The 18700-nt window shown below is 43.0% G+C and carries 23 protein-coding genes; 16 read left to right on the top strand and 7 right to left on the bottom strand.

What is annotated here, in order from left to right; genetic code table 11:
* Positions 1 to 20 precede the first annotated feature (20 nt).
* The 8 genes from NYR53_RS29240 (at position 21) to NYR53_RS29205 (ending at position 6744) form a co-directional block, all read left to right on the top strand.
* On the top strand, positions 21 to 1094 hold the full coding sequence (locus tag NYR53_RS29240) for an EpsG family protein (protein ID WP_261302567.1): 1074 nt from the start codon (positions 21 to 23) through the stop codon (positions 1092 to 1094).
* A gap of 22 nt (positions 1095 to 1116) precedes the next feature.
* On the top strand, positions 1117 to 2154 hold the full coding sequence (gene galE / locus NYR53_RS29235; protein ID WP_261302566.1) for a UDP-glucose 4-epimerase GalE: 1038 nt from the start codon (positions 1117 to 1119) through the stop codon (positions 2152 to 2154).
* Entirely contained in the window at positions 2151 to 3206 is a 1056-nt protein-coding gene (locus NYR53_RS29230; protein WP_261302565.1) for a glucosamine inositolphosphorylceramide transferase family protein, read from the top strand. Before galE ends, NYR53_RS29230 begins: the two co-directional genes overlap by 4 nt.
* A gap of 22 nt (positions 3207 to 3228) precedes the next feature.
* Complete coding sequence (locus tag NYR53_RS29225) at positions 3229 to 3825, top strand: sugar transferase (protein ID WP_261302564.1); 597 nt, start codon at positions 3229 to 3231, stop codon at positions 3823 to 3825.
* A 15-nt stretch (positions 3826 to 3840) separates the two neighbouring features.
* Positions 3841 to 4479, top strand: a complete 639-nt coding sequence (locus NYR53_RS29220) for an acetyltransferase (protein ID WP_261306565.1) — start codon at positions 3841 to 3843, stop codon at positions 4477 to 4479.
* A 108-nt stretch (positions 4480 to 4587) separates the two neighbouring features.
* Positions 4588 to 5763, top strand: a complete 1176-nt coding sequence (locus tag NYR53_RS29215; protein WP_261302563.1) for a DegT/DnrJ/EryC1/StrS family aminotransferase — start codon at positions 4588 to 4590, stop codon at positions 5761 to 5763.
* Between the two features lie 121 nt (positions 5764 to 5884).
* Positions 5885 to 6235, top strand: coding sequence for a helix-turn-helix domain-containing protein (locus NYR53_RS29210; RefSeq protein ID WP_367618680.1), 351 nt, complete (start codon positions 5885 to 5887; stop codon positions 6233 to 6235).
* 167 nt (positions 6236 to 6402) lie between these two features.
* Entirely contained in the window at positions 6403 to 6744 is a 342-nt protein-coding gene (locus NYR53_RS29205; RefSeq protein WP_261302561.1) for a helix-turn-helix domain-containing protein, read from the top strand.
* Positions 6745 to 6756: 12 nt separating this feature from the next.
* Here the strand turns inward: NYR53_RS29205 and NYR53_RS29200 are convergent, their stop codons facing one another.
* Positions 6757 to 6957: an anti-repressor SinI family protein gene (locus tag NYR53_RS29200; protein ID WP_261302560.1), complete on the bottom strand. Its 201-nt coding sequence runs from the start codon at positions 6955 to 6957 to the stop codon at positions 6757 to 6759.
* A gap of 197 nt (positions 6958 to 7154) precedes the next feature.
* On the opposite strand from NYR53_RS29200, the gene NYR53_RS29195 reads away from it, so the two are divergent.
* On the top strand, positions 7155 to 8027 hold the full coding sequence (locus tag NYR53_RS29195) for a metallophosphoesterase (protein ID WP_261302559.1): 873 nt from the start codon (positions 7155 to 7157) through the stop codon (positions 8025 to 8027).
* 36 nt (positions 8028 to 8063) lie between these two features.
* Here the strand turns inward: NYR53_RS29195 and NYR53_RS29190 are convergent, their stop codons facing one another.
* Complete coding sequence (locus NYR53_RS29190; RefSeq protein WP_261302558.1) at positions 8064 to 8381, bottom strand: hypothetical protein; 318 nt, start codon at positions 8379 to 8381, stop codon at positions 8064 to 8066.
* Positions 8382 to 8624: 243 nt separating this feature from the next.
* On the opposite strand from NYR53_RS29190, the gene NYR53_RS29185 reads away from it, so the two are divergent.
* Positions 8625 to 9131: a tyrosine-type recombinase/integrase gene (locus NYR53_RS29185; RefSeq protein ID WP_261302557.1), complete on the top strand. Its 507-nt coding sequence runs from the start codon at positions 8625 to 8627 to the stop codon at positions 9129 to 9131.
* A 234-nt stretch (positions 9132 to 9365) separates the two neighbouring features.
* On the opposite strand, the gene NYR53_RS29180 is transcribed toward NYR53_RS29185, so the two are convergent.
* The gene (locus tag NYR53_RS29180; protein WP_029196339.1) at positions 9366 to 9734 is read right to left on the bottom strand and encodes a helix-turn-helix domain-containing protein; all 369 of its coding nucleotides are present in this window, start codon (positions 9732 to 9734) and stop codon (positions 9366 to 9368) included.
* Between the two features lie 137 nt (positions 9735 to 9871).
* On the opposite strand from NYR53_RS29180, the gene NYR53_RS29175 reads away from it, so the two are divergent.
* Positions 9872 to 10300, top strand: coding sequence for a hypothetical protein (locus tag NYR53_RS29175; protein WP_261302556.1), 429 nt, complete (start codon positions 9872 to 9874; stop codon positions 10298 to 10300).
* 550 nt (positions 10301 to 10850) lie between these two features.
* Here the strand turns inward: NYR53_RS29175 and NYR53_RS29170 are convergent.
* Positions 10851 to 11279 carry a DUF2621 domain-containing protein gene (locus tag NYR53_RS29170; RefSeq protein WP_261302555.1) on the bottom strand — a complete coding sequence of 143 codons (429 nt, stop codon included), beginning with the start codon at positions 11277 to 11279 and terminating at the stop codon, positions 10851 to 10853.
* Positions 11280 to 11445: 166 nt separating this feature from the next.
* Here NYR53_RS29170 and NYR53_RS29165 point away from each other — a divergent pair, with 166 nt between their 5' ends.
* The 4 genes from NYR53_RS29165 to ppnP all read left to right on the top strand — a co-directional run bounded on the left by NYR53_RS29165 (position 11446) and on the right by ppnP (position 16144).
* The gene (locus NYR53_RS29165) at positions 11446 to 12573 is read left to right on the top strand and encodes a deoxyribonuclease IV (RefSeq protein ID WP_261302554.1); all 1128 of its coding nucleotides are present in this window, start codon (positions 11446 to 11448) and stop codon (positions 12571 to 12573) included.
* Positions 12574 to 12638: 65 nt separating this feature from the next.
* Positions 12639 to 13538: a formyltetrahydrofolate deformylase gene (gene purU, locus NYR53_RS29160; RefSeq protein ID WP_261302553.1), complete on the top strand. Its 900-nt coding sequence runs from the start codon at positions 12639 to 12641 to the stop codon at positions 13536 to 13538.
* A 186-nt stretch (positions 13539 to 13724) separates the two neighbouring features.
* Positions 13725 to 15746 carry a transketolase gene (gene tkt / locus NYR53_RS29155; RefSeq protein ID WP_261302552.1) on the top strand — a complete coding sequence of 674 codons (2022 nt, stop codon included), beginning with the start codon at positions 13725 to 13727 and terminating at the stop codon, positions 15744 to 15746.
* An 80-nt stretch (positions 15747 to 15826) separates the two neighbouring features.
* Positions 15827 to 16144 (top strand): pyrimidine/purine nucleoside phosphorylase, encoded by a 318-nt coding sequence (gene ppnP / locus NYR53_RS29150; protein ID WP_029199427.1) that lies wholly within the window; start codon positions 15827 to 15829, stop codon positions 16142 to 16144.
* 139 nt (positions 16145 to 16283) lie between these two features.
* Here the strand turns inward: ppnP and NYR53_RS29145 are convergent, their stop codons facing one another.
* From NYR53_RS29145 to NYR53_RS29135, 3 genes are all read right to left on the bottom strand, one after another.
* Entirely contained in the window at positions 16284 to 16661 is a 378-nt protein-coding gene (locus tag NYR53_RS29145) for a hypothetical protein (RefSeq protein ID WP_261302551.1), read from the bottom strand.
* Positions 16654 to 17283, bottom strand: a complete 630-nt coding sequence (locus tag NYR53_RS29140) for an ImmA/IrrE family metallo-endopeptidase (RefSeq protein WP_261302550.1) — start codon at positions 17281 to 17283, stop codon at positions 16654 to 16656. Before NYR53_RS29140 ends, NYR53_RS29145 begins: the two co-directional genes overlap by 8 nt.
* Positions 17284 to 17362: 79 nt before the next feature.
* Positions 17363 to 17764 (bottom strand): helix-turn-helix transcriptional regulator, encoded by a 402-nt coding sequence (locus tag NYR53_RS29135; protein ID WP_261302549.1) that lies wholly within the window; start codon positions 17762 to 17764, stop codon positions 17363 to 17365.
* A 165-nt stretch (positions 17765 to 17929) separates the two neighbouring features.
* Between NYR53_RS29135 and NYR53_RS29130 the strand changes: the two genes are divergently transcribed.
* Positions 17930 to 18349: an ArpU family phage packaging/lysis transcriptional regulator gene (locus tag NYR53_RS29130; RefSeq protein ID WP_261302548.1), complete on the top strand. Its 420-nt coding sequence runs from the start codon at positions 17930 to 17932 to the stop codon at positions 18347 to 18349.
* The last annotated feature ends 351 nt before the right edge of the window (positions 18350 to 18700 follow it).

Genomic DNA, 18700 nt, shown 5'->3' with positions numbered 1-18700 from the left:
GTATTCGAAAGGAATCAAATATGGCCATACTATGGGTTAATCTGGTTGTCGTCTATATCGCATCTTTCTTCTCTAGGCATTTGGCCACACCAGTGACAATCGGCGGTGGACCAGTATGGTATAAGCCCAATAAATGGCTGGCTGCAATCGTGATGGCAACATTCGTATTGATAGCAGGGCTTCGCAATAACATCGGGGATACGTTCTTTTACATGTATTCCTACACATTAAGTGATTTTACTTGGGCAGAAGTTAAAGTTGAGAAGGATATTGGCTTCGGCATCTTACAAATGATATTGAAATCATTCACTCAGGATCCTCAGTTGTTAATATTTATAACGGCGTTAGTGACCAATGTTCTTATCGTCTATGTTTTATACAAGTATTCTAGATTGTTTGAAGTGAGCATCTATGTATACATAACATCTGGACTTTACATTGTATCGATGAATGGAGTCAGGCAATTCTTAGCTTCGGCCATTGTATTCGCTGCTACCAAATATTTATTTGCTGGAAGTTGGCAGAAGTATTTTCTCGTTGTTGCCTTCGCAGCCACCTTTCACGAGAGCGCCTTAATCCTCATTCCCATTTATTTCATTGTGAGAAGGAAAGCGTGGACGTCATCTACTTTCGTTCTCATTATTTTAGCTGTGATGATAATTCTAGGATACAACGTATTATCGGATGCTATTTTCGCAGCTATCGCGGACACGCACTATAGCGAGTATAAGGAATTCCAAGAAGGCGGAGCTAACATTATTAGGGTAGCTGTTGGGGCTGTTCCTTTGATATTTGCTTATCTAGGAAGACACAAACTTAGGGAGATATTTCCCCATGGCGATTATGTCGTAAATATGTCTTTATTGAATTTTATTGTTATGGCTGTCGCTACACAAAATTGGATATTTGCAAGATTTACCATATATTTCGGGTTATATAATGTCATTCTCATGTCATGGGTCATCAGTTTATTCGTGAAAAGACAACAGAAATTTATTTATTACGCGATCCTAGGCTTTTATTTGATTTATTTTTACTACGAGAACGTGGTTACCTTAAACATTATTTATAAAAGTGATTACTTGAGATTCTGATAAACAGTTTGGGGGTCAAATGATGGCAGTTCTCGTAACGGGTGGAGCCGGTTATATTGGAAGTCACACCTGCGTGGAGTTATTGAATGCTGGATATGAAATAGTCGTTGTGGATAACCTTTGCAACAGCAGTTCGGAATCCTTAAGGCGGGTAAAAGAATTAACGGGAAAAGATTTCGAATTCCATCAGATTGATCTATTAGATCGTCAGGATCTTGAAATTGTCTTTCAGCAAAATAATATTGAAGCCGTTATTCATTTCGCTGGGCTTAAAGCAGTAGGCGAATCCGTTCGTTTACCGCTTCGCTACTACCATAATAATATCACGGGGACGCTCGTGCTTTGCGAACTCATGCAAGAATACGGGGTGAAAAGAATCGTATTCAGTTCATCAGCAACCGTATATGGAATGTCGGAATCCGTACCGATCTCCGAGGATTCTTCACTTGGTGCAGCGAACGCCTATGGGCGAACGAAGCTAATGATTGAAGAAATCTTGCAGGATATGTACGTTTCAGATCCAATATGGAGCATCGCGATCCTGCGTTATTTTAACCCTATTGGTGCCCATAGCAGCGGAAGGTTAGGCGAAGATCCAAACGGCAAACCGAATAATCTGATGCCCTTTATCACACAGGTGGCGGTAGGGGGATTAAAGGAATTGCAGATTTATGGGAATGACTACCCGACCCTGGATGGCACAGGTGTAAGGGACTATATTCATGTTGTGGATCTAGCGAGTGGGCACTTGAAGGCAGTGGAGAAGGTCATGGCATCCACAGGTGTGGAAGCTTACAACCTTGGGACAGGACGGGGATATAGCGTTGTCGAAATGGTTTCCGCTTTCGAAAGAGTAACTGGCAGACGCATTCCGTATCAGATAACGGATCGAAGACCTGGGGACATCGGGATTAGTTATTCGGACCCGACCAAAGCTGAACGGGAGCTGGGATGGATCGCCGAGAAAGGCATTGAAGAGATGTGTCTCGATGCATGGCGTTGGCAATCCAATAATCCGTGCGGCTATATTGAAGAGGAAGAAGTGTTGAGGACGACATGAATATTTCAGATATTTCACATCATCATAATCATATCATTCAGTTCCTGTCAGCAGGAGGGATCGTGGAGGTTAAGAAATTATTCATCGTTCCTTCCATTAGCCTCAAAATCTTCAGGAAATTGAAAAATGTATATTCGCTATTTCTGAAAGGGATTATTGTATCCAATTGGTCGATTACCGTGTTCGTCACCGATGACTTTGTATCTGGAGCTCTTCCAAATAGCAAATTGAACACTCCCTCATTACGCGCAAACGATGTAACGGACGTTTCGGCAGAATTTGTCGCGGATCCATTTATTATCCAACAGGATGCTTCATTCTATATGTTCTTCGAGGTTCTAAATAAGGCTTCGGGTCGAGGAGAAATTGGATTAGCTTCGAGTTCCGATGGATCCGAGTGGAACTATAAACGTCTAGTGCTTCGCGAAAATTACCATTTATCCTATCCTCAAGTGTTTGCCTATCAGGATGAATATTATATGTTGCCTGAGACAGCGGAAGCGAATGGAGTCCTGTTATATAAAGCTCGAAATTTCCCTTATGATTGGGAAGTGGAGTGTGAGTTGTTCAGCGGCAGGTATTTGGATCCCTCTATTGTGAATGTGAATGGGACATGGTGGATATTTGCAGGTACGGATGAAGGGAATTTACATCTGTTTTACTCCGATCATTTAAAGGGCTCTTGGCGCGAACATCCTCAAAGTCCGCTCTTGTCAAATAACATGATGATTAGCAGACCAGGAGGAAGATTAGTCGTTGCAAATGGAAGCGTATATAGATATACACAAGCTGACTATCCACACTATGGAGATTCGGTCCGTATATTCAAAGTCAATAAACTCTCTGAGTTTGAATACGAAGAAGAAGAAGTTTCCTGTATTTTAAGCGGCTCCCATATTGAGAATGATTGGAGAAAAGATGGGATGCACCATATCGACCAGCTTCAGATGAATGATAACCAATGGCTAGTAGCCGTAGATGGTCATTCGTTAAAGAATGTGAATTATCTATTATGGAAGCTTGACCGCATGAAATCAAAGTATTTTAGATGAAATCAGTAGGAGTAGATCATTCATGAAACGATTTTGTGACTTGTTGGTATCCGTGCCACTATTTGTCCTATTTCTTCCGATTATCGGGATCGTTGCCATACTGGTTAGGCTAAAGTTGGGATCTCCCGTCATATTTAAGCAGCAAAGACCGGGCTTATACGGGAAACCGATTAATCTTTATAAATTCAGGACCATGACGGAAGCGAGAGATCATGAAGGGAATTTATTACCCGATTCGATAAGACTAACCCCATTTGGCATGTTTCTTAGAAAATATAGTCTAGATGAATTGTTGCAATTAGTAAATGTCATCCAGGGAGACTTAAGTTTAGTCGGGCCAAGGCCCTTGTTGATGGATTATCTGCCCCTATACACCGAAGAACAGGCGAAACGGCATCAAGTTCGACCCGGAATTACCGGATGGGCTCAAGTCAATGGCAGGAATAAAATCTCATGGGAAGATAAATTTAAGCTAGATGTCTGGTACGTTGAAAATCAAAGCTTCCTCCTGGATGTCAAAATTCTAGCCTTAACTTTTGTTAAAGTAGTCAAGTCGGACGGGATCAGCCATGGAAATCATGTGACCATGGAGAAATTTTCCGGCTCAAATCTCTCATGAAAGAGGTGAGGCATGATGGATCTTGTTGTTATTGGTGAAGGCGGTCACGGTAAAGTGATAAGGGAGTTAATTCATTCTAAGCGTGACTACAAGATCATAGCCATTTTGGACGATAAGTACGATGAACTAACTGTAACCAATGACATATACATAGGACCAATTTCTTCTGCACACGATCTAATGAACCGAATGAATCATCTTAAATTTATTATCGCGATAGGGAATAACGAAGTTCGTAAGTTGATTGTATCGAAGCTAGGCTTATCCAAGGAAAACTACATTTCACTCATACATGATACAGCCGTTATCAGCCCGAGTGCTTCTATAGGGGATGGGACGGTTGTCATGGCGGGGACAATTGTCAATGCCGAAGCGGTGATAGGCGATCATGTCATTATTAATTCAGGCGCGATCGTTGAGCACGATAATCAACTTGGGGATTATGTCCACGTTGCGCCGAAAGCCACGTTAACTGGCTCCGTTATCGCGGAAACAGGAGCTATGATAGGTGCGGGAGCGACCATCATCCCCGGGAAAAAGGTTGGCGAGTGGGCGGTTATAGGAGCCGGTGCCACAGTTATCAGTGATGTCCCTTCGTATAGATCAGCTGTTGGGACTCCTGCGAGATTGATAGCAAAAGCCATGTTTGTTTAGTTGATAAACGAGCCCATGCTTGAAGGATAGCGAGGGGCGTATATCTTTGAGGCGCCGAATGGCGTTTTTTTTGTTTTATTAACCTCTGGAAAGGCTGTGAAGGCGGCAATGACTACACATAACAAAAGAATTTATCTTTCCCCTCCGCACATGAGCGGGAATGAAATGAACTACATCCAGGATGCTTTCGATACGAATTGGATCGCTCCTCTAGGCCCGCATGTAGATGCATTCGAGAAAGAACTTGCTTCTTATGTCAGATCTAATGCCGCAGCTGCCGTCAGTTCAGGAACCGCGGCAATCCATCTGGCCTTGCGACTGATAGGTGTCAAAGAAGGGGACAGCGTTTTCTGCTCAAGTCTCACCTTCGTGGCTAGCGCCAATCCGATTGTTTATTGTGGAGCGAGGCCGGTATTTATTGATTCTGAGCCCGAGACATGGAATATGTCACCTAGGGCATTGGAAATCGCTTTGCAAGATGCTGCTCTAGAGGGGAAATTGCCTAAAGCTGTTATTGTTGTGAATCTGTATGGCCAAAGCGCTAAAATGGATGAAATCATGTCGTTATGTGAATCCTACGATGTTCCTATTATTGAGGACGCAGCGGAATCGCTGGGTTCTACGTATAAAGGAAGGGCAAGTGGGACTTTCGGAAGATATGGTGTTTATTCCTTCAATGGGAATAAGATCATCTCCACCTCAGGCGGAGGAATGCTGGTTTCCGATGATGTAGAGGGATTAAAGCAAGCTCGTTTCCTCGCTACACAAGCACGGGATCAAGCCGTTCATTACCAACATAGTCAAGTGGGATTCAATTATCGAATGAGCAATGTATTGGCTGGAATTGGCAGAGCACAGCTTGAGGTGTTGGATGAGCGAGTCAATGCCAGAAGAGCGGTATTTAACCGCTATGATGAAGCCTTGTCCCATTTGCCAGGCATTGAATTCATGCCGGAACTAGCAAATACGCGCTCGAATCGGTGGCTCACCGTACTAACGGTAGAGGAGAAAGAAGCCGGGGTAACTGCAAAGCAAGTGTTAGAAGCATTGACAGAGCTAAACATCGAAGCCCGTCCAGTCTGGAAGCCGCTTCATCTGCAGCCGATTTTTGATGGAACTCGGTACTATCCGCATAGCAAGAACGAAAGTGTGTCGGAACGATTGTTTCAAACAGGGGTATGCTTGCCGTCGGGGTCACAATTGATGGAAGATGAACAACAACGGGTAATCACTAGTATCAAGAAAACGATTATGCAAACAATGCCGTTCAAGGTAATTATCTAATCTTAGGGGGAATAATCATGAGTGTAAATGTCCGTTATATCGGAAAACAAGGCGCGAATGAAATCCTGATAAAAGGGAACCTCGAACAAATAAATCTACCCAAAAGTGTCACCGTGGAGTGATGATAACCATGATCGGTCAAAACATTTCAAGTATCCGTAAGCAAAGGGGGTATACGTTGTCCGAGCTTTCAGAGCGGACCGGTATTTCCAAGTCTTATTTAAGTAACATTGAAAGAAATTTAAAACAGAACCCTTCTATTCATGTCATGGAAAAAATAGCGCTGGTTTTAAAAGTAGACTTGAAAACGCTATTAAAAATTGCCGCTGATGCGGAAACTAACCAACAGCTTGATCAAGAGTGGATGGATTTTATATCCGATTTGAAGCAGTCAGGCATTGATAAGGAACGGATTCATGAATTTAAAATTTTAATTGAGTTTATGAAGTGGAACAATGATAAAATTAAATAACATGAAACCATTGTTATGGTGGACTCTATTGATTATGTTCATACTACTTAAAATAGCCCCTCTTGGGGCTTTTTTGTTCTTTATAAGATACAAGTTTGTTCGTTAGAAGAAATTCTGATATAATAACATCAAAAGCAACATAACTTATAATAAGGGAAGATCCGAAAATGATTGGAAAACGTGTTCAACAATTGAGGAAAGAGAAGGGTCTGTCTCTTACAGAACTGGCAGAACGTGCTGGGGTTGCTAAGTCTTATATTAGCAGCTTGGAGCGGGATATTCAGAAGAATCCTTCGATTCAGTTTCTTGAGAAAATTGCAGCTGTTCTGAAAGTACCCGTCGATAGGCTAATTGATGACCAAGAAGAGATGGCTGCTAATGACCGTGAGCTCGATCCGGAATGGTATGAGATCATTAAGGAAGCCATGACTTCTGGGGTTGACAAGCAGCAGTTTCGGGAGTTTCTGGATTTCAATAAATGGAGAATGAAACGTCCAAACGACGAATAGTTCTATTTAGTTCTATGAAGATTGTGTGATGAATCCTTTCGAGGACATGAAACGATCATTTTCTGTTGAAAGTGAATTTATCGTGGGTTGGAAGGGGCTTCTTAGGAATGCGCGGATATCTTCCATCGTAAGACCCATCTTACGTGCGCTCATAATAAGATTGACCCACTCCACATCAAATTCTTCGGTATCTACTTGATTAATCCGATTCACAAAAGACCCCTCCAAATCATCTATCGCGATACAAAGTGTATCCGTTTATTTATTATCGCACGTTTTTTCCGTGAAATCAATCCCGAACACATTAAAATTATACAAATTGTATCACCATTTAATTGGGTCCCCTCGACAAAAAACGCGCAAATGATTAGAAATAGGCTCGAAAAATAGGAGAGGGGAGGGTACAGAAAGTGAAGAATATTCGCATAAATCGCAGGACGTTTCTTAAAAAAAGTCTGTTTGCGATGGAATCCTTAGCCCTATTAATTGGAGTTAGCGGATTATACGGCATCTTCGGAGAGAGGTATTGGATCCAGTCGACAACGGTTCGTCTGGCGTACCGTCGTTATCCTGCATCATTTGAGGGCGTGCGTATTGTTCAATTCAGTGATACGCATATCGGCAAGTATTATAGTCTGGAACAGATGAACAAAGTAGTTGATCTGCTGCAGCGGCAAAAACCTGACATCATCTGCTTTACAGGTGATTTATTTGATTCCAAGTACGGTGAAGTGAGTGATGAGGTGATTCCGATCCTATTGCGGCTCCGAGCAGAAATGGGTAAATTTGCAGTGCTCGGCAATCATGATATGCGACTGGATGCCAATCGAGTAAAGGATGTACTCGAGCGATCCGGCTTTACCGTCTTAGTTAACGAAAGCCGATCTATTAAACGTGGAAATGGACGCATACAGGTGGTCGGAATAGACGAAATGTTCTATGGTAAACCGGATTTGCCTTTAGCCTTGAAAGGTGTAAAGAAGGACGATTTCGTGCTGCTGCTTGCGCATGAGCCAGACTTCGCAGATACGTCACTGGCAAGCCAAGTCGATTTGCAGCTCTCTGGTCACAGCCATGGCGGACAGATTAGGATTCCATTGTATGGGAGTATATTCACGCCGGACCTAGGACAAAAGTACCCTATTGGCTTGTACGCCTTTGAAGGAAGCGAGTTCCACGTTTATACAAATCGCGGAATAGGTACAACGTTATTTCCAATTCGGTTCAATTGTCGACCAGAAATTACGGTGTTTGTCCTGGAAACGAAGGCCATAAACACATAAAACTCCGTTAGCCAAAGCCAACGGAGTGTGTAGTCATCAATAGCAAAACCATTTTTTCCAAATATCAAACGAATCTTTACAATCAATATCATCCCATTTGATATCATCCCAGTCTTTGTCGTTCCAGTGATTGTTGTTGTTGTTGTTGTTGTTGTTGTTGTGATTGTTATTATTATTGCTGTTATTGTTGTTATTACTTTTTCCTGTATTACTTGTAAAAATTGAAATAAACTTAGAAATAATGCTGTTTTTCTGAGAACCTCCTGATTCATTACCTGAGGCGGAAGCATAAGCAGGGAACATGATTGCACTAAAGAGTAAAATCAAACAAGATATTCTGATGATTTTTAACAATGTACATAACCTCCCTTCCCCATAAGTTATTGCATGCAATCGTTCTTTATTAAGAATTATACAGCAAATATTAGGTTTTGAGAACTATAAAAGGCATAGATCATTCTTTTATTTTATGATACAATATGTAACATAATATAGATAGGAGGAATGATAGAGCAAAATTAAGAGTTTTCCAGCTGTTATAAGATACAATTCGTAACATACAAATGGAACTGATTAAAATCATGCGAGGTGCAACTCATGCAGGTTGTTCAACCGATTAGAGAACAAGAGAAAATCGAACAGATACAGGCCGTATTGAAAGAACAATCGATTCGGGACTGGCTTCTTTTCACTATTGGGATTAATTCAGGGCTTCATCTGAGCGATCTATTGTCTTTGAAAGTGAGCGATGTGAAGGATCGGAGTGTAGTCAGCATCAAGGAAGAAAAAACGGGTAAAGCAAAGACGTTTCAACTTTCTCCACAGCTTAAAACTTATATTGAAGAATATATCCAATATATGGATGGTGATGCTTATTTATTTCCATCCCAACGAACGGGGAATCCGATCAAAAGAATCCGTGTTTACCGTATTTTAAATGAAGCGGCCAAGCAAGTTGGACTAAACGACATAGGTACACACACACTTCGAAAAACATACGGCTATCATTATTACCTAAGAACGAAAAACGTTTCGGTCCTCAGAGACTTATTCAATCAATCGGCTCCATCAGTGACTTTAAAGTACATTGGCGTGAAGGAATAGAAAATCAATCTAAGTTGACGATTGGTGAAAGCAGTGATTTAGGTTAGATACATATTGTATCAGGGTGATTACTACAATTTTAACTCTTTTTTAAAGTTAATAGCTGAGCGTTGGGAGTGGAGTTTCTTATGAAACAAGAAGAAAAGATTTTAGTGGAAATTCATCATGTTCTTCAGCAGTTAGGGATCGACCAGCAGAAGTTTCAGGATCAAGTTATGATGTCTTCCTCACAATCTACTCCAAGGAACGCTCAGCTCTTACAAAAGCGATGAATCGTTTTGCTTCCTCTGGGGTCAGAACTCGACCATCCACGGTTAATGAAAACTTTTTCAAAATGCTCTCATCCGTTAAATCGAGATGCTCGACGAACTCTCTAACATCATGATCAAGAACCGTTTGCGGCTGGTCAGTCCGGCCAAGCAAATAATCAACAGTAACATTAAAAAAATTGGCGATCTTGTTAATCGTTTCATAGTCCGGTTCACGTCGATTGGTTTCGTAGTGAGAAAGGGCTGCTCTAGATATGCCAATTTTATTGGAAAGTTCTTCTTGCGTTAATCCTCTTTTTTCGCGTAAAAGGGCAATGCGATCTCCATATTTCAGCGTGATCATTCCTCACTGTTTAATTATTCTTTAACATTATTACCACTGTGTTTCCGGCTATATACAGACAACTATTATAACAAAGCAGAGATTCATTGACTAGATACAAGATGTAACAAAAAGGAGGGATGAGGCAATTGGCGTTGGAGAGAAAAAGTAAATTATCATTAGTCGTACCACTTGATGGAAAGTTGAATATTATTCGAATTCGAAATCAACTCATTAATAGTAAATATGCACTAATCGAAATTACAGCACTTGAAAAGTCCCAATTCACATTTGCTAGTCCCCTATGTTTACCAACCAGCCATCAAGTCACCTACGGTTTTGAATTTACGATTTTCGGTCAATCATTTCAAGTGAATGGCAGCATAGAACTAGAAAGTAATAACGATAATGAATACATCTATAAAGCAGCTATTCAATCTGAGGATCATGTGGATTCTGAAATGCTCTATGCCATCAATCAACTTGCGGTCACACAGAATACGGAATACGTTAAGCTTTCTAAAAGCTACACCTCAGAACCTTCTTCAGCTGTAAATACAGTTGATTTGATTTGTTGAGGGAGAAATAAAGCCGCTCTGCTTGTGCTAATCCGTTTGTTGCTCTCATAAGGTTAGTATAAAAACCAATGAATGTCGAATAAAAATATGCGAATACATAATTTCTGTATCCATACACGAAAAAATGAATTCACCCCCTTGCAATGTTACAAAACGTATCTTATAATCAAGATATATACAGAATGTAACAACATACGACATTTTGAGCACGCAAGGGGGAGGAATATCATGAATTCGGATATCGTATATTGTATTCAATGTAGTTCAATTATAGGTAGAAGTAATTCAGATCAAATATTTAAGACGGGCTTCTATCATACAACGATTCCACTATGTCTCTGCAAAACGTGTGCATCCACGGAAGAGAACAGGTTAAGTATAGAAATTATAAGCAGTCCCCATAAGTGCTATTCCGATTTTGCCTTGCCCTTGTCTATCTAGCCTTAGGGTGGTGTAAGACGGTTTTTTTTGGTCATAATGGTAAGCGTTTTCAAAATACATGTAAAAAAAGCCTTCCTCTTACTTAATAAAGCGGAATGGCTTTTTTTAATTATTGCAGCAAATGCTTATGCGCACTATAGTCAATCTCCTGCTTTTCGAGAAAGCTAGTCAAGCTCTTATAGTCTCGCCGCGGTGTTGCAAGAATGTAACCCTGAATACAGTGGTCACGTGTTACTTCATTTGCTTGCGCCTCTAAAGCAACCTGTCCAATACGAGCTGCGATGGAATGTTTGGCAATATCTCTAAAGGCTGTCGGAACAGGTGATACCAATTGATCAAGAAATGCTTTGGAGTCCTCAGTCCATAAGTGCCGCGAACTATCCACATAATGATTTTGCCAATCCAGCTTCGATTTGCCATCTTCCTTGGGCAGCACCTTAAGGAACTTCCGGAACATGAAATAACCGCCAATGGACATGAACAAAAGCAGGACACATACCCAGAAAATGATGAACCACATGAAAAAATCATTTGCCATTTATTTGTCACCTCACTAGCCTGCATCAATAACTCATAAGAATTATACCTTATTTCTAGATTTCTTGCGACAATCCTAGTAAAATAGAAAGGTAGTAGACGTAGCTACTTTGGTCTTCCATACCTAAGTTGTTGCGTAGTAGACACACACAAAGGAGTTATCGATTATGCCCAAAATTGGCTCGCACGTTTCGTTCTCAGATAAAGGCTTGTTAAATGCAGCAGAAGAGGCAGTCACATACGGTTCTTCCACATTTATGATATACACAGGTGCCCCGCAAAATACGCGCCGCAAACCGATTGAAGAGCAATTTATCGAAGAAGGTAAGGCTGTGATGGAGAAGCATGCGATGAACGAAATCGTTGTACATGCTCCCTACATTATTAATCTAGGTTCTTATAAAGACGATACCTTTGAGCTAGCTGTACGTTTCCTTCAGGAAGAAATTCGTCGGACAGACTATATTGGCGTTCGCAATATCGTTCTTCATCCTGGGGCTTACACAGACAAAGATGCGGAGTATGGCATTGCCAGAATCGCGGAAGGTCTGAACGAAGTACTTGCAGGAGTTAAAGATACGAATGTGAACATCGCGCTGGAAACAATGGCTGGCAAAGGGACGGAGATTGGCCGCAGCTTTGAGGAATTAGCTGAAATTATGGAACAAGTAGAGTTCAACAACAAATTATCCGTTTGTTTGGACACTTGCCATATTCATGACGCTGGGTATGATATTGTGAACGACCTTGACGGCGTTCTGCATCATTTCGACAAAGTAATCGGTCTAGAAAAGCTTGGTGTTATTCACTTGAATGATAGTAAAAATCCTCGCGGAGCCAGCAAGGACCGTCATGCGCCTCTTGGCTCAGGTTGGATTGGTTTTGAGGCTATGAATAATGTTGCCAACCATGAGAAGCTGCAGCATTTGCCTATGATTCTTGAGACTCCTTGGATCGGTAAAGAAGACAAATCACAGCGGCCGATGTACGAAGCAGAAATAGCGCTGTTGTCCGGTAACCTTAATGGACGTTTTGGCAGCGAATTCTTGGATCATGTAGAGCGAATTGACTTTTTGTTAGCCAAAAAAGAGATTCATCACCGTGATTTCGTTCTGAATACTTGGGAATTGTTGAAAAATGATGCCAAAGCCAAGAAAGCGGACGGACGTGAGCCGCTGGAGCGATTGTATGATATTCTACACGAAGAGAATCTTTTCTCTGATCTTAGCGAGGAGCAGATTAATCAACGATTGATCGTTTGGCTCGCAGGTAAAGATATACTCAAGAAGGCTTAATAGAATGACAGCAAATTAAAAAGAAAACTTTCTTACAGAAAGTTAAAGCTATTAGGGGGATTAACATGGAACAGGGAAGTACGAATAACTTATTACGCAAGGAGAGCGTAATGGAGAATAGGGCGAGAATGCTGATCTCTTGTCCGGATCAGCCGGGAATCGTCGCGGCGGTCTCGCAATTTTTGTTTGAATATGGTGCGAATATCGTACAATCCGATCAATACACAATGGATCCTGAAGGCGGCATGTTTTTCATCCGGATCGAGTTCGATTTAACGGAGCTTGGGAGTCGGGTTGACCAGTTGAGAAAGGATTTCTCTGTCGTTGCGGACAAGTTCTCCATGGATTGGAGCCTTTCTCTTGCCAGCCACAAGAAGCGCATCGCTATTTTCGTATCGAAGGAAGATCATGCTTTACTTGAACTGCTTTGGCACTGGCGTGCAGGAGATCTCAACGCAGATATCGCGATGGTCATTAGTAACCATCCGGACATGCAGTCGCTGGTCGAGCCTTTCGGAATTCCTTATCACCATATTCCGGTTACCGCAGATACGAAGGCAGAAGCCGAGCGTCGTCAGCTTGAAGTCGTTGGAGACAATGTGGATGCGATCGTATTGGCTCGCTATATGCAGATCGTTTCGCCTTCATTTATTAAACACTACGCTAACCGTATTATTAATATCCATCACTCCTTCTTGCCTGCCTTTGTCGGCGGGAAGCCTTATGCGCAAGCGCATAATCGAGGGGTGAAAATCATAGGCGCTACCGCACATTATGTGACCGATGAATTGGATGGCGGCCCGATTATTGAACAAGACGTTCAAAGGGTAAGCCACCGTGATAACGTCGAAGATTTGAAGAGAATCGGTCGACATATTGAACGGATCGTCCTTGCAAGAGCGGTAGCATGGCATGTAGAAGATCGAATTATTGTGCATAATAATAAGACAGTTGTATTTAACTAAGTATAGACATAGGCTGTGTCCGTTGCTGGATGCAGCCTATTTTGTAAGAGACAACTGATGAGGTTTTAGTGAGTTATTGTGGCAAAGCCTTAAAGCAAATGGTACAATAATGCAAGCGAGAATAGTCACTTGTATGTACAAGTCATTGATTGACGAAAATACAGAAATATAGGAGGGAATTTTCGAATGACAGTAACAAACAAAACAATTGAACAATTAGCGGTCGACACGATCCGTACTTTGGGTATCGATGCCGTTGAGAAAGCCAAATCAGGTCACCCAGGTATGGTCATGGGGGCTGCTCCAATGGCTTACGTGCTGTGGAAGCAGCATATGAAGCACAATCCATCTAATCCTAAATGGGTCAATCGTGACCGCTTTGTGCTTTCTGCTGGCCACGGATCCATGCTGCTATACAGCCTGCTTCACCTTTGCGGATACGACCTGCCAATGGAAGAGATCAAAAACTTCCGCCAATGGGGAAGCAAAACGCCAGGGCATCCGGAATACGGTCATACAGCAGGTGTTGACGCAACGACGGGTCCACTTGGACAAGGTATTGGTATGGCAGTTGGTATGGCTATGGCGGAAGCTCACCTGAGAGAGACTTACAATAAAGAGAATTTCCCTGTAATCGATCACTATACATACGCAATCTGTGGTGATGGCGATATGATGGAAGGCGTTTCATCTGAAGCGGTTTCCTTGGCTGCTCACCTTAAATTGGGCAAATTAATCATGCTGTACGATTCCAATGATATCTCGCTGGATGGCGAGCTAAATATGGCATTTTCCGAGAACGTTGAGAAGCGTTTTGAAGCATACGGTTGGCAAGTGCTGCGCGTAGAAGAGCAGAATGATCTTGCGGCGATTTCCAAAGCCATTGCTGAAGCGAAAGCTGATACAACGCGCCCAACTTTGATTGAAGTGAAAACGACAATCGGTTTCGGCAGCCCGAACAAAGGCGGCAAAGGCGGACACGTTGGACCTCACGGTTCTCCGCTTGGCGGCGAAGAAGTGAAGCTGACGAAGCAAGCTTACGGCTGGCCAGAAGAGCCGGACTTCTTAGTTCCGGACGAAGTTAGAGCGCACTACGCAGAAATTCAAAAAGAAGGCGCTGCAGCTGAACAAGCTTGGAGCAACCTGTTGAATGACTACATCAAAGCATATCCAGAACTCGGTAACCAGTTCAGCGCGGCTGTGAATAATGAATTGCCAGCAGGCTGGGACGCAGATCTTCCGGTTTACAGCACATCAGACAAGCCAATGGCTACTCGTGTTGCTTCCGGTAATGCAATCAACGCGATTGCACCTAATTTGCCGCAATTGATTGGTGGCTCCGCGGATCTGGCAAGCTCCAACAACACCATGATCAAAGGCGAATCCAACTACAGCGCTAGCAACTATGCAGGCCGCAATTTATGGTTTGGTGTTCGTGAATTCGGTATGGGTACAGCGATGAACGGTATGGCTCTGCATGGCGGTGTTAAAGTTTATGGAGCTACATTCTTCGTATTCTCCGACTACCTGCGTGCATCGATTCGTCTGGCAGCACTTATGCAGCTTCCGGTTATCTACGTTCTGACACATGACAGTATCGCTGTTGGTGAAGATGGACCGACGCATGAGCCGGTTGAACAACTGCCAGCGCTTCGCGTCATTCCGGGCATCACCGTTATTCGCCCTGCAGATGGGAACGAAACATCAGAAGCATGGCGATATGCAATTTCTCAAGCTAAGGGGCCAGTTGCTCTCGTATTGACTCGTCAAAACCTGCCGATTCTTGAAGGAACTGTTCAAGGCGCGAAAGAAAACCTAAGCAAAGGCGGGTACGTTGTATCCGATGCAGCGAACGGCAAGCCGGATGCACAAATTCTGGCAACAGGTTCCGAAGTACAATTGGCTGTCGCGGCGCAAAAGCTTCTTGAAGCCGATGGCATTAACGTTCGTGTCGTCAGCTTGCCAAGCTTGGAGCTGTTCGAGAAACAGTCCAAAGAATATAAAGACTCTGTCATTCTGCCAGAAGTGAAGAAGCGTCTAGCTGTCGAGATGGCTTACCCACTTGGTTGGGAACGTTACGTTGGCGACCAAGGATCCATCCTGGGTATCTCTACATTTGGAGCATCCGCACCAGGGGATTTGGTTCTCAAAGAGTACGGATTCTACCCAGAGAACGTAGCAGCTAGAGTGAAAGCTCTATTGTCGTAATAAATTAACAGCACCTTGAGCCCACCTTAGCGTGGGCTCAGCATTTATTCTTAGTTATTTTAGAGGGGGAACCAATTACCATGTCTAGCTTTGAAAATGTAACTGTATTAACGAAAGCCAACGTTTATTTCGACGGTAAAGTAACTAGCCGCACCGTTCAATTCGCTGATGGCACCAAAAAAACACTCGGCATTTTGCTCCCGGGTGAGTACGAATTCGGAACCGATGTGAAAGAAATCATGGAAATCCAAGCTGGAGAGTTGAACGTATTGCTTCCAGGCAGCAGCGAATGGATTACTATTAGTGGCCAAGGTGAATTCACTGTTCCTGCCAATGCAAAATTCAAGCTCGAAGTGAAAACAGTTAGTGATTATATTTGCTCTTATATTCATGAGTAATTAAGGGAAGAGATATCCCCGCAGATCCCATACTTCTATCGGACAATTGTTCGATGGGAGTATGGGATTTTTTTTAGGCACAGAGCTCGAGCAAATAGGCGCGTTTTCCGCGCTTATTAAATTTATCATTTGGGCTGATTTAATCGGAAGTCCAGGGGTAGAGAGAGCGGGTATCCATCTGCAATACTTCTTCGATGTCACTCATGCGTATCCATAGCTGCAGGATGCTTTGTAGCGTATCTGGTGGAAGCGACATATGTCGCTGCTTAATCCTAGCGAGGCTGACGCCAATGCATTGGGGGTGTCTTGGATTGACGACAAGGTCATCTAGCAAGACAGTTATTCCTGCCTCTAGGTCGGGGATTTCTTCCATTTTAAGCTGCTGAAACGGAGCCGTTAATGGCACATACATCGAAGTCTTGTTCCAATCTAGCTCTTGAGGCCGAAAACGCAGCGCCATGAGAAATGGCTGGATGCGCTCTTCGTGGAAGTCATAAAAAACAGTCAGCTTAGCCATCAGAGGGTGCTCCTTTTTGCTTCAGATGCTCCAGCTTGTCCATGATAAGACGAGTGGCATCGGACCAATTGTCTGGATTGTACTTGCTAGCTTGGCTTTGTGTAAACAGTTGGTATTCATGATCCAAAATGCCTTGTAGGACGCGCCGTTGAATTTGTTCAATGCGCGCTGCTGCAAGCCGATGGGTTACTTGAAATTCTTCGGAGAGAAGGGCAATCATTTCGTTCTTTTGCTCGGGCAGCGGCAGTTTCTTTAGCATAGAAATAGGTATTGCCGCGTAAAGCTGGAAGGCCGATGCGTCCTGCTCCTGCCAATCGACATAGCGATCTGGCATGATCATTTGGTTGCCGGAATGGCGAAGCACATGACAAAGCTCATGAAGGAAGTCTTCCCACTGCTCTTTGGCAGATAATCGCCGGTCTACATTGATGCTGAATTGTCCGTTATTTTCAACAGCCATGCTGCTCATATCCATCGCATAAACCCAAATATTCAGTTTAGCAGCCAAACTAGTCATGCTTAGCTGAGTTGGCTCTGTGATATCATGTTGGAGATATAAAGCTTCGACCCATTGTTCCAGAGGGGTGGTTTGGTAGTGAGTGAACAGGACAAACGCCTCCATATAGGAATATATGTTCGTTTAATTGAGGTAAAGAAAAGCCCGCTAGGGCTTGGCTTTATTGTAAAAGGATAAGTTAGGGCTAACTGTCCGGATTGCGGGTCATCTGCTGTTCTTTGATGAAGTTCCAGAAGCGAAGCATTTCGTCCCTGCGCTCTTTGGGCGCATTTTTGAAATCTTTGAAAAATAAACTGACTTCAGGATCATCGACTTCCGCGGAACTGCTCGGGCCAAATGGTCCTTCTAGCGCCACTTCTTCCGTTGGAGCAAATCCTGCGAGCAGTAGAAGATCATCCTTCTCCGAGCTAGTAAGTGCATCGGCTAAGGCGATAACCGTTTCCCTGGATGGATTGAAGCGGTTATTTTCTATGGAGTTAATAAACGAATAACTGACACCGGATCTTTCTCCGAGTTCTCTAAGGGAGAAATTGTTCTGCTGACGCAAATGCCGGATTCGAATGCCGAATTGCACCATATCTTTCATCGCTTCATCACCTGTTTCTATTGTAAAGGGTTGGTGATGCAAAAAACAAGAGGGTTCAGCAAGAAAGTTTTGATTTTCAAAACATTTTGTGTTGAATTTTTAAACAAGAAGACGTATGATTTGTTTAGAAATTCAAAACGACAAATTTTAGGAGATGATCGGAGAATGGTGGAACGTATTTTACACATAGAGCAAGAACAAATTGATCGTCGGGCAACGCGCAAGCAGGTGGAAGATGTACTCGAAACGGTTCGTATGTACCGGTTGATCGGGTATGTGCGGAGAGAGAGAGGAGCGATTTCGGGCTCGAATCAGGTGCTCAAGGTGAAGGAACAGGCAGCTGTGTACCTGTCCGATACGGAGGAACAACTGGTTGGATTATGCGCTGAGGTAGAGCAGGCATTGTTGCTGCTTGATGAACTTGAACGGGAAATGATCAGCAAACGTTATTTGCAAAGGGACAAGTTGTTCGATTTCTTACTGTTTCATGAGCTGAATTTGAGCGAGCGCACGTATCGCCGGGTAAAGGCTAAGGCGATAGCTAAGCTGGCTTACATGCTGCGGCTAGAGGTGATTCTTTCTTAAGGAGCAATGTTGGTATGGGACTTAGGAGGGCGATCGGATGTGGGAAGTAAATGTATATTAAAGGCATATAAAGAGCTAAGGGAGTGTGACCGTAAGTTGGCCGCTTGTTGGCAGTTCGTTAGATTGGCACCGTGGTAAGATCGTTGTGTAGAGTAGTGAGGGAGGTGATTATGCTGAAAAGGATGGAAGGGATAATGTCCAGATTGAGCAGATCTGTGAGAGGGCTGATTAGGGGACGAATGGAAGGAGTGAAACGAGTGGTAGTTAGGACTTTTAGATAGTGTGTGTTTTGAAAAGAAAAAATGTTTTGAAATTCAAAACAGTGAATATTCAATACTCAACATTCAACAC

This window comes from Paenibacillus andongensis, assembly GCF_025369935.1.
In the GTDB taxonomy this organism is placed as follows: domain Bacteria; phylum Bacillota; class Bacilli; order Paenibacillales; family NBRC-103111; genus Paenibacillus_E; species Paenibacillus_E andongensis.
Note: the sequence above shows the minus strand (reverse complement) of the source record. Positions and strands in the feature narration are given on the sequence as shown.

Coding starts and splice junctions, on each gene's coding strand:
- ppnP (WP_029199427.1), top strand. CDS start 15,827: ATGTCTAGCTTTGAAAATGTAACTGTATTAACGAAAGCCAACGTTTAT.
- NYR53_RS29215 (WP_261302563.1), top strand. CDS start 4,588: ATGACTACACATAACAAAAGAATTTATCTTTCCCCTCCGCACATGAGC.
- NYR53_RS29145 (WP_261302551.1), bottom strand. CDS start 16,661: ATGGCTAAGCTGACTGTTTTTTATGACTTCCACGAAGAGCGCATCCAG.
- NYR53_RS29170 (WP_261302555.1), bottom strand. CDS start 11,279: ATGGCAAATGATTTTTTCATGTGGTTCATCATTTTCTGGGTATGTGTC.
- NYR53_RS29210 (WP_367618680.1), top strand. CDS start 5,885: ATGATAACCATGATCGGTCAAAACATTTCAAGTATCCGTAAGCAAAGG.
- NYR53_RS29240 (WP_261302567.1), top strand. CDS start 21: ATGGCCATACTATGGGTTAATCTGGTTGTCGTCTATATCGCATCTTTC.
- NYR53_RS29225 (WP_261302564.1), top strand. CDS start 3,229: ATGAAACGATTTTGTGACTTGTTGGTATCCGTGCCACTATTTGTCCTA.
- NYR53_RS29205 (WP_261302561.1), top strand. CDS start 6,403: ATGATTGGAAAACGTGTTCAACAATTGAGGAAAGAGAAGGGTCTGTCT.
- NYR53_RS29185 (WP_261302557.1), top strand. CDS start 8,625: ATGCAGGTTGTTCAACCGATTAGAGAACAAGAGAAAATCGAACAGATA.
- galE (WP_261302566.1), top strand. CDS start 1,117: ATGGCAGTTCTCGTAACGGGTGGAGCCGGTTATATTGGAAGTCACACC.
- tkt (WP_261302552.1), top strand. CDS start 13,725: ATGACAGTAACAAACAAAACAATTGAACAATTAGCGGTCGACACGATC.
- NYR53_RS29130 (WP_261302548.1), top strand. CDS start 17,930: ATGGTGGAACGTATTTTACACATAGAGCAAGAACAAATTGATCGTCGG.
- purU (WP_261302553.1), top strand. CDS start 12,639: ATGGAACAGGGAAGTACGAATAACTTATTACGCAAGGAGAGCGTAATG.
- NYR53_RS29220 (WP_261306565.1), top strand. CDS start 3,841: ATGGATCTTGTTGTTATTGGTGAAGGCGGTCACGGTAAAGTGATAAGG.
- NYR53_RS29140 (WP_261302550.1), bottom strand. CDS start 17,283: ATGGAGGCGTTTGTCCTGTTCACTCACTACCAAACCACCCCTCTGGAA.
- NYR53_RS29165 (WP_261302554.1), top strand. CDS start 11,446: ATGCCCAAAATTGGCTCGCACGTTTCGTTCTCAGATAAAGGCTTGTTA.
- NYR53_RS29230 (WP_261302565.1), top strand. CDS start 2,151: ATGAATATTTCAGATATTTCACATCATCATAATCATATCATTCAGTTC.
- NYR53_RS29135 (WP_261302549.1), bottom strand. CDS start 17,764: ATGAAAGATATGGTGCAATTCGGCATTCGAATCCGGCATTTGCGTCAG.